The organism is Haloimpatiens lingqiaonensis, from assembly GCF_901447495.1.
GTDB lineage: Bacteria > Bacillota > Clostridia > Clostridiales > Clostridiaceae > Haloimpatiens > Haloimpatiens lingqiaonensis.
In genome coordinates, this window is record NZ_CABDWS010000019.1 from 37,311 (window position 1) to 45,287 (window position 7,977).

Consider the following 7,977-nt stretch of genomic DNA (forward strand, 5'->3'; position numbering starts at 1 on the left):
CCCTATTATTCAGCTTTAATTAACTTTCCTTGAACTACAAGCCTAGCATTTTCCCACTCATATGCACAGGTAGACAAAGTAATCATTGTATCCTTACAATTAAATTCAACATCTTTAAAATACAATGCTGAGCTTTTGATTAATTTTAAATAATTGCTCAATTCTTCATCATTATGAAAATAAATTTTTCTATAATCAAAGTCTGAATTTACAACAAAAACAGAGAAAATTTCAAATTTATATTCTTTAGGAAGAATAACTAAGTCTACCATTGGATTATTCTTACAGAACTCTTCCTTTTTAAAAAGTTTTAAATCTGCAAACATGCTTCCATCCTTCATGTTATGTCCATATAAAATTATGTTCTGTCCAGCTAGGCTATTATTGTTCAATTTATTTCTGTAATCAATAAAAATAGTTCCATACTTACTTTTATTCTTTTTAATATCATGTTTAATATAGAATTCATTATTATCACATTGAACTATTGGATAGTTAATTTTACTGTTGTTAATCTTTATAATCCCTTTTATATCACTATTTATATGGGTTAAGCTTTGCATAACATCGCTGTTTTCACTCTTATTGTTTGAGCCATTTTTGATTATTTGAGAAAGTTTTTTAGATAAATCATCATTTAATTTTTTATTATAGTAATATTCATATCCCATATAAACAAGGCTTGCTGCCGAAAGGACAAAAGCTATTAGTGCAATTAAAAATACCAGCTTTCTACCTTTCTTAACCTCTCGCTCAAATATCATATTTAACCCCTTTCTCAAAACTAATCAAAAATCTTTGCTCTATATTTCTTTTGTTCTATATTTCTTTAGGACACCAAAGTTTTTATTATAAATTTATATTTTTATTGTAATTTTTTCTTTTTTGAAACACTCAAAACTACTAATGCTACTAAAGCTGTAGTAAACACAATGCTCATCATAAGAATAGGTGACTTATCACCAGTTTTAGGTGTTTCTGCAATTTCTTCTGATTTAGTTGTGTTTTCAGTTTCTGCAGTTTTATCTGTTTTAGGTGTCTCTAGCGTTTCACCTGGTTTTTGTGTTATATCTTTGCCCTGATTATCTACTGGCTTAGTACTTAATTTAGGAACTGTAACTTTACATGTAGCAGTGAACTTGCCAACTTTTGCAGTAATAACTGCCTCCCCTGCTTTTAAAGCTGTTACCTTTCCATCTTTTACAGTTACAACCGTATCATCGGAACTTGTCCATTGTACAGTTTTATCATCTGTGGTATTTTCTTCTTTATAAATAACTATTAAATTTTCTTGTGCACTTTTATCTAATACTAAAGATGTAATGTTAAGTGATATACCAGTCAAAGGAATTTTTAAATCTTGAATTTTTTTAATTGCATTATTTAACTTTTCAGCATTTGTCACCTTTTTCTGATCACTAACACTTAATTCATCAAATTCTTTCTTTATTTCCATGACCTTTTCTTCATCTTTTAATGTAACCTCTTCTGGTAAACTATCTATATCTTTTATTATTTTTTGTAAATTTTTATTAAGCTCTTCAATCTTTTCTATTGCTTTGTTTAACTTTTCAGCATTTGTTACCTTTTTCTTATCAGCGCTGCTTAACATATCAAATTGCTTCTTTATTTCCATAACTTTTTCTTCATCATCTAATATAATATTTTCTGGTAAATTATCTATATCTTTTATTAACTTCTTTACAACTCCATTAAGTTCTTCAATCTTTTTAATTGCATTGTTTAGTTTTTCAACATTTGTTATACCTTTCTGCACATCACTACTTAACTTATCAAAGTTTGCCTTTACTGCCATAACCTTTTCCTGGTCATCTAATGTGATGTTCTCTGGTAAATTATCTATCTCTTCTATTACAAGCTCTTGAATCTTTTTAATTGCATTGTTTAACTTTTCAGCATTTGTCACTTTTTTCTGATCACTAACACTTAATTTATCAAATGCTATCTTCACTTCCATAACTTTTTCTTCATCTTTTAATGTAATATCTTCTGGTAAATTATCTATCTCTTTTATTACATTCTGTAAAATTTCTTTTAGTTCTTCAATTTTCTTAATGGCATTATTTAACTTTTCAATATTTGTTATTTCCTTTTGAGCATCGGTAGTTAGTTTATCAAAATTCTCTTTTATTTTCATAACTTTTTCTTGGTCATCTAATGTAATGTTTTGTGGTAAATTTTCTATATCTTTGATAACAAGTTTTTGTAGTTCAAATTCTTTTATAACTTTATCTAATTTCATAGAAATTTCATCTACAGACTTTTGCGTAGCATCTAATTGAACAGCTATTTTATTTGCCTCGTCATATACTGACTTAACCCAAGCTTTTTTTAATATTTCTCCTTTATTCTTTGCAGAATTTATAGAAGAAATTACTGACATCAATCTATCTTTATTAGACACCTCGTAATAGTCAGTGTTTGAACCACCCATGGCATAGCCGCCACCTATATCTGCACCATAGCCATATAAAGTGAATTGTACACGAATTACATCTCCATCAACTGGATAAGAATCAGCAAAGCCTACATTTGGAAATACATTATTTAGAGCATACATCCAACCAGACATATATGTGTAATCAAACTCCCCTAAGCATTTAGGATCATATAATTCATCTGTGGGCCAGTTTCCCTTATCTTCTAAAATTTTCTTTAGTCTTTCAGGCACTTTATCCTCAATATTCACAGGAGGATTTAAAGGTTGTATTTTATCTTCATCTTTACATCCATAATCAAGTTCTCCCCCATCTCCTATTGTAGATAGATAAAAACTGCTCTCTAATTTTCCAGTACGGTTATAGGAATAACCATGTTCAGTTAAAAGTCGATCTAATGCTTGCGCTGAATTCTCTCCTTCATAAATAGGAACCTTTGTAGGTTCAATTATAAAACCTCTGCCAATGGTCAATCCTTCCACTGTCCAAGTGGCGTAACCAATCAATTCTCCCTTAGCAGCTTTTTTATATATAATGTTATAGGTTTTAGTTGCTTCGATATCACCTGAAAAGGCTCTTACAACAACTGTATTTTTACCCTCTTGAGTAAATTTAAGCGTATAGCTTGTTTTATTTTGGTCATCCCAGTTTTGATTTACCTTTTCTCCATTTAGGGTAACTTCACTTGATATTTTTTGTCCATCTAATCTAGCAATAACATCAAAGGTTTTTTTACTACCTTTTAGTGTAACCCCATCAGTTAATGTGGTTTCTAAAGAAATCTGCCCTTTTTCAGCCGCATAGACTGATGGTGGAACTGCTATTATCATCATGAACAATGATAGCAACAGCGCCACAACTTTCTTAAGTTTCATTTCATATTCCCCCCTATAAAAATCTAAATTATAAACAGAGCTCTTAGCTTCAGATGGAGTTTTTACTCCAACTGAAGGTTAGAGATCGTTATCCAGGGACGTAGCTGCCGTTATCTCCCACTTTGTTAGAAGTGGGAGTGTTACGGCAGGTAGTCATGGGATAAATAAAAAAAAGAGAACCACAATTCGGTTCTCTTTTAAACAGATTATTAAAAAATTAATTGTAAACAATAAGTATTCTCAATAATACTTATTACTTGCACAAAAATAATCAAGCTAAAATCCCACCGATATTGCTTAATAAAAAAACATAAGGCAGGTCTCCTGACTTGAAATCATCCTACTAACTTAAAGTCTTCCCAGTTTTACCAGTGACTAAGAACATTAAAATATGTTCTTTTATAAGTTTTCGTCTTTCTCACAGTAGCGGGGGCTGTTATGGTCTTTCACCATATTCCCTTTTAATGTACGTTTTAATGTACAACCCTACATTTGACTATTTAATTTTAATCATTCAAGTTCATTATATATCTTATGTATCCATAATACAATATATTTTGAAATATTTATCTTTTATGTTTTTTCAATGACATTATTGGAAATTTAAATAGAGAAAACTGGGGACGGTTAAGTTTTTTATTGTTACTTTTACTTTTTTTAGTTATTTTATTACTCTTATTTAAGCTCAAAACTTCTTAACCGTCCCCTATCTTTTACCTATCTTTTTCCTATCTTTTAAAATAAAAAGTGCCGAGAAAAACTCGACACTCTTATTTCTATAGCTTAAATGAACTTTTAAGTGATACTATTCTGTTGAATACTAATTTTTCATCAGTGGTATATTTTGAGTCTACTGTAAAGAATCCATTTCTAATAAGTTGGAACTTATCTAGTGGCTTGGCATTTTCTACAGCTGTTGGCTCAACAAATCCTTGTAATATTTCTAGTGAGTTTGGATTTATTTGCTCTAGGAAATTCTTTCCTTCATTTTCTTCTGCATCATCTAATATTAAAGGCTCAAGCAATCTGAATTCTGCTGGTTTTGCATTTTGAGCATCTACCCAGTGAATAGTTGCTTTAACTTTTCTTCCGGTAAAGCCTGAACCAGATTTTGTTTCTGGATCGTAGGTACAGTGCACCTCTACCACTTCACCATTTTCATTTTTTATAACATCTGTACATTTAACAAAATATGCACCTTTTAATCTTACTTCGTTTCCAGGGAATAATCTAAAATATTTCTTTACTGGAACTTCCATGAAATCTTCTTGTTCTATATATAACTCTCTTGAAAATGGTACAAGTCTCTTTCCTTGAGTTTCATCTTTAGCGTTGTTTTCTATTTCTAACATTTCTGTTTGATCTTCTGGATAATTTGTAATAACTAATTTTAAAGGTCTCATAATAGCCATTGCTGATGGTGCCTTTAATTGTAGATCTTCTCTTATGAAGTATTCTAACATTTGAGAATCTACTGTTGAATTAGATTTAGATACACCTATTGCTATACAGAAGTTTCTTATAGCTTCTGATGTGTATCCTCTTCTTCTTAAGCCTGATATAGTAGGCATTCTTGGGTCATCCCATCCATCAACTATTCCTTCATCAACTAATTGCTTTAACTTTCTTTTACTCATAACTGTATTAGTCATGTTTAGTCTTGCAAATTCAATTTGTCTAGGAATGGATTCCATTTCACATTCTCTTACAACCCAGTCATATAAAGGTCTGTGGTCTTCAAATTCTAAAGTACATATGGAGTGAGTTATTCCTTCTATAGCATCTTCTATTGGGTGAGCAAAATCATACATTGGATATATGCACCACTTATCCTTTGTGTTGTGATGTTCTGCATGGGCAATTCTGTAGATTATAGGATCTCTCATATTTATGTTTGGAGAAGCCATATCTATTTTAGCTCTTAAAACTTTTTCACCATCTTTAAATTCACCTTTTCTCATTCTTTCAAATAAGTCAAGATTTTCTTCTATAGTTCTATTTCTATAAGGGCTTTCTTTTCCAGGTTCAGTTAAAGTCCCTCTATATTTTCTCATTTCTTCTGCATTTAAATCACAAACATAAGCTAATCCCTTTTTTATTAAAAGAACTGCTTTTTCATACATTGTGTCAAAATAATTTGATGCAAAAAATATATCATCCCAGTTACCACCAAGCCATTTTACATCTTCTTTAATTGATTCAACGTATTCAGTATCTTCTTTAGTAGGGTTTGTATCATCAAATCTTAAATTAAATTTTCCATTAAATTCTCTTGCTAATCCTGAATTTAAAACTATTGATTTAGCATGGCCTACATGTAAATAACCATTTGGCTCTGGAGGAAAACGGGTTACTATTTTATCATGTTTTCCAGTATTTAAATCTTCAATAATTATATTTCTTATGAAGTTAGATGAATTAATTTCATTAGACATATTTTTTCCTCTCCTCTTAATTATTTTTACATATAAAATTCTTGTTATTAAATTATGTTCATTACCGCATATATAATGCTTATTGTTAAAGCTAACCTATTCAACTTTCGCAGTTATAAAATATAAAATTTGCAGATAAGTAATGGGATTAGCTAAGAATATTCATGGTACTTATTATCAATTTTAATCTAATATATCTAAAAAATAAAGTTATTAACTGACCTTTAACAAATAAATTTTAAAATATATATTATTTTTTAATGTAAAATTTTAAATTTAAAATGTAGTTGCATTTACAATGAAAATTAAAATTTCTAAAAAATTCCTTAAATTTACATTTTATAAAAACCCCAAAGGAGTTTTTCCTTTATTGTAAATTTTTGATTTTAAATTCTACATTTTAATTATCTATACTTATATTTCTAAAAATTTCTCAAATCTTTGTTTTACGTTATCTTTACCTAATATACTCATAATAGTATAAAGATCAGGTGTATTGCTTCTATGTGATAAAGCTGCTCTTACTGCACCTGCAACATCTGAAATCATACCTTTATATTGATCTGGATTTGCTTTATAGTCTTTTCTATTTGCGCAGTATCCTAATTCTAAACCAATTGCTTTTAAATCTTCAAACCACTCTTCTTGACTAGTAACATTAGTATTGTATTTATTCATGTATACTTTTATTACGTCCTTTGCTGCTTCTAATGTTAATGTCTTTGGTAATTCAACATCTTTAGCAGTTTCTTTATAGAATAATTCATCAAAGAAATAGAATATTTTTTCTTTTACTTCATCCCACTTAGCATAGTCTTTTCTTGGTTTTGGGCCTTCTTTATCTATATTAAATATTTCTTTAGACATTTTTTCATTAGCTGTAACCAATCCATACATTTCTGCATCAAATTCTTTTGCCCAAGCTACATAATTATCATAAACCACATCTGCCTTCATTTTGCAAATAACATTTTTACTTACATCATTTAATTTTACTATATCAAATAAGGCTCCTGATTTACTCATTTTGTCTAAGCTTACTGTGAAGTCATGATAATCAGCTGTAGGATTTTCTTCTCTCCACTGTTCAAAAGTTGAATTTATGATATTTAATAAATATTCTATAACTGAAACTGATGGGTATCCAACTTCTTTATAATAAGAAACTGCAGCTTCTGCATCTTTTCTCTTTGATAATTTTCTCTTTGAACCATTATCATTTTTCATTATTGTTGGCACATGAGCATATAGTGGTAATTCTAAACCTAATACTTCAAATAATTGAATGTGTATAGGCAATGAAGATAGCCATTCTTCTCCTCTTATAACATGAGTAGTTCTCATTAAAGCATCATCTACAGCATGTGCAAAATGGTATGTTGGAAGTCCATCACCTTTTATTATAACAATATCTTGGTCATTCTCTGGGAATGATATATCCCCTTTTATTAAATCATGAATTTCAACTCTATTTTCTATGTTTCCTGGTGATTTTAATCTTAATATATATTCTTCTCCTGCTTCTATTTTAGCTATAGCTTCTTCTGCACTTAAATTTCTACACTTAGCATATTCTCCGTAATATCCCGGTGTTATTTTTTCAGCTACCTGCTTTTCTCTTAAATCTGATAATTCCTCTGGAGTACAGAAGCATGGATAAACTAATCCTTTAGCAATTAAATCCTTTGCAAATGTCTTATATATTTCCGCTCTTTGACTTTGTCTGTATGGACCATATTCACCCTTAAAAGTTTCTTGTGCTGTCATACCTTCATTAAAATCCATGCCAAAATTGTGCATTGTTTCAATTGTGTCTTCAATGGCACCTTGAACTTCTCTCTTTTGATCTGTGTCTTCTATTCTTAAATAGAAAACCCCTTCACTTTGGCTTGCTAGTCTTTCATTTATTAAAGCTGTGAATATTCCTCCAATATGTTGAAAACCTGTTGGTGATGGAGCATATCTAGTAACTTTAGCTCCTTCTTTTAAATTTCTCTTTGGATATTTTTTTATATAATATTCCGGTGTCTTGTCTACATCGGGGAATATTATATTAGATAATTTTTCTAAACTCATTTTTATTCCTCCTCGTATAATAAGTTTATAGCAGTCATTTAACTGACTATAAACTTATTTATTTTTATATTTTAGTATAGATAAGAAAGTATCTATGTTTTTCTGTGGGGATTCTCCCAATTCCATAGTTGC

At 29.7% G+C, this 7,977-nt stretch carries 4 protein-coding genes and 1 riboswitch; all 4 genes read right to left on the reverse strand.

The window, feature by feature from the left end; all coding sequences use genetic code 11:
- Window positions 1-5: 5 nt before the first annotated feature.
- The 4 genes from srtB to gltX all read right to left on the reverse strand — a co-directional run bounded on the left by srtB (window position 6) and on the right by gltX (window position 7,845).
- On the reverse strand, window positions 6-764 hold the full coding sequence (gene srtB, locus FGK85_RS05615) for a class B sortase (RefSeq protein ID WP_138204555.1): 759 nt from the start codon (window positions 762-764) through the stop codon (window positions 6-8).
- 101 nt (window positions 765-865) lie between these two features.
- Window positions 866-3,334 carry an Ig-like domain-containing protein gene (locus FGK85_RS15595; RefSeq protein ID WP_243122813.1) on the reverse strand — a complete coding sequence of 823 codons (2,469 nt, stop codon included), beginning with the start codon at window positions 3,332-3,334 and terminating at the stop codon, window positions 866-868.
- A 297-nt stretch (window positions 3,335-3,631) separates the two neighbouring features.
- Window positions 3,632-3,838: riboswitch (cobalamin riboswitch) on the reverse strand.
- A gap of 272 nt (window positions 3,839-4,110) precedes the next feature.
- Window positions 4,111-5,769: a glutamine--tRNA ligase/YqeY domain fusion protein gene (locus FGK85_RS05625; protein WP_138204557.1), complete on the reverse strand. Its 1,659-nt coding sequence runs from the start codon at window positions 5,767-5,769 to the stop codon at window positions 4,111-4,113.
- A gap of 414 nt (window positions 5,770-6,183) precedes the next feature.
- A complete protein-coding gene (gltX, locus tag FGK85_RS05630) occupies window positions 6,184-7,845 on the reverse strand; it encodes a glutamate--tRNA ligase (protein WP_138204559.1) in 1,662 nt (553 codons plus the stop codon).
- Window positions 7,846-7,977: the final 132 nt, after the last annotated feature.

Coding starts and splice junctions, on each gene's coding strand:
- srtB (WP_138204555.1), bottom strand. CDS start 764: ATGATATTTGAGCGAGAGGTTAAGAAAGGTAGAAAGCTGGTATTTTTA.
- FGK85_RS15595 (WP_243122813.1), bottom strand. CDS start 3,334: ATGAAACTTAAGAAAGTTGTGGCGCTGTTGCTATCATTGTTCATGATG.
- FGK85_RS05625 (WP_138204557.1), bottom strand. CDS start 5,769: ATGTCTAATGAAATTAATTCATCTAACTTCATAAGAAATATAATTATT.
- gltX (WP_138204559.1), bottom strand. CDS start 7,845: ATGAGTTTAGAAAAATTATCTAATATAATATTCCCCGATGTAGACAAG.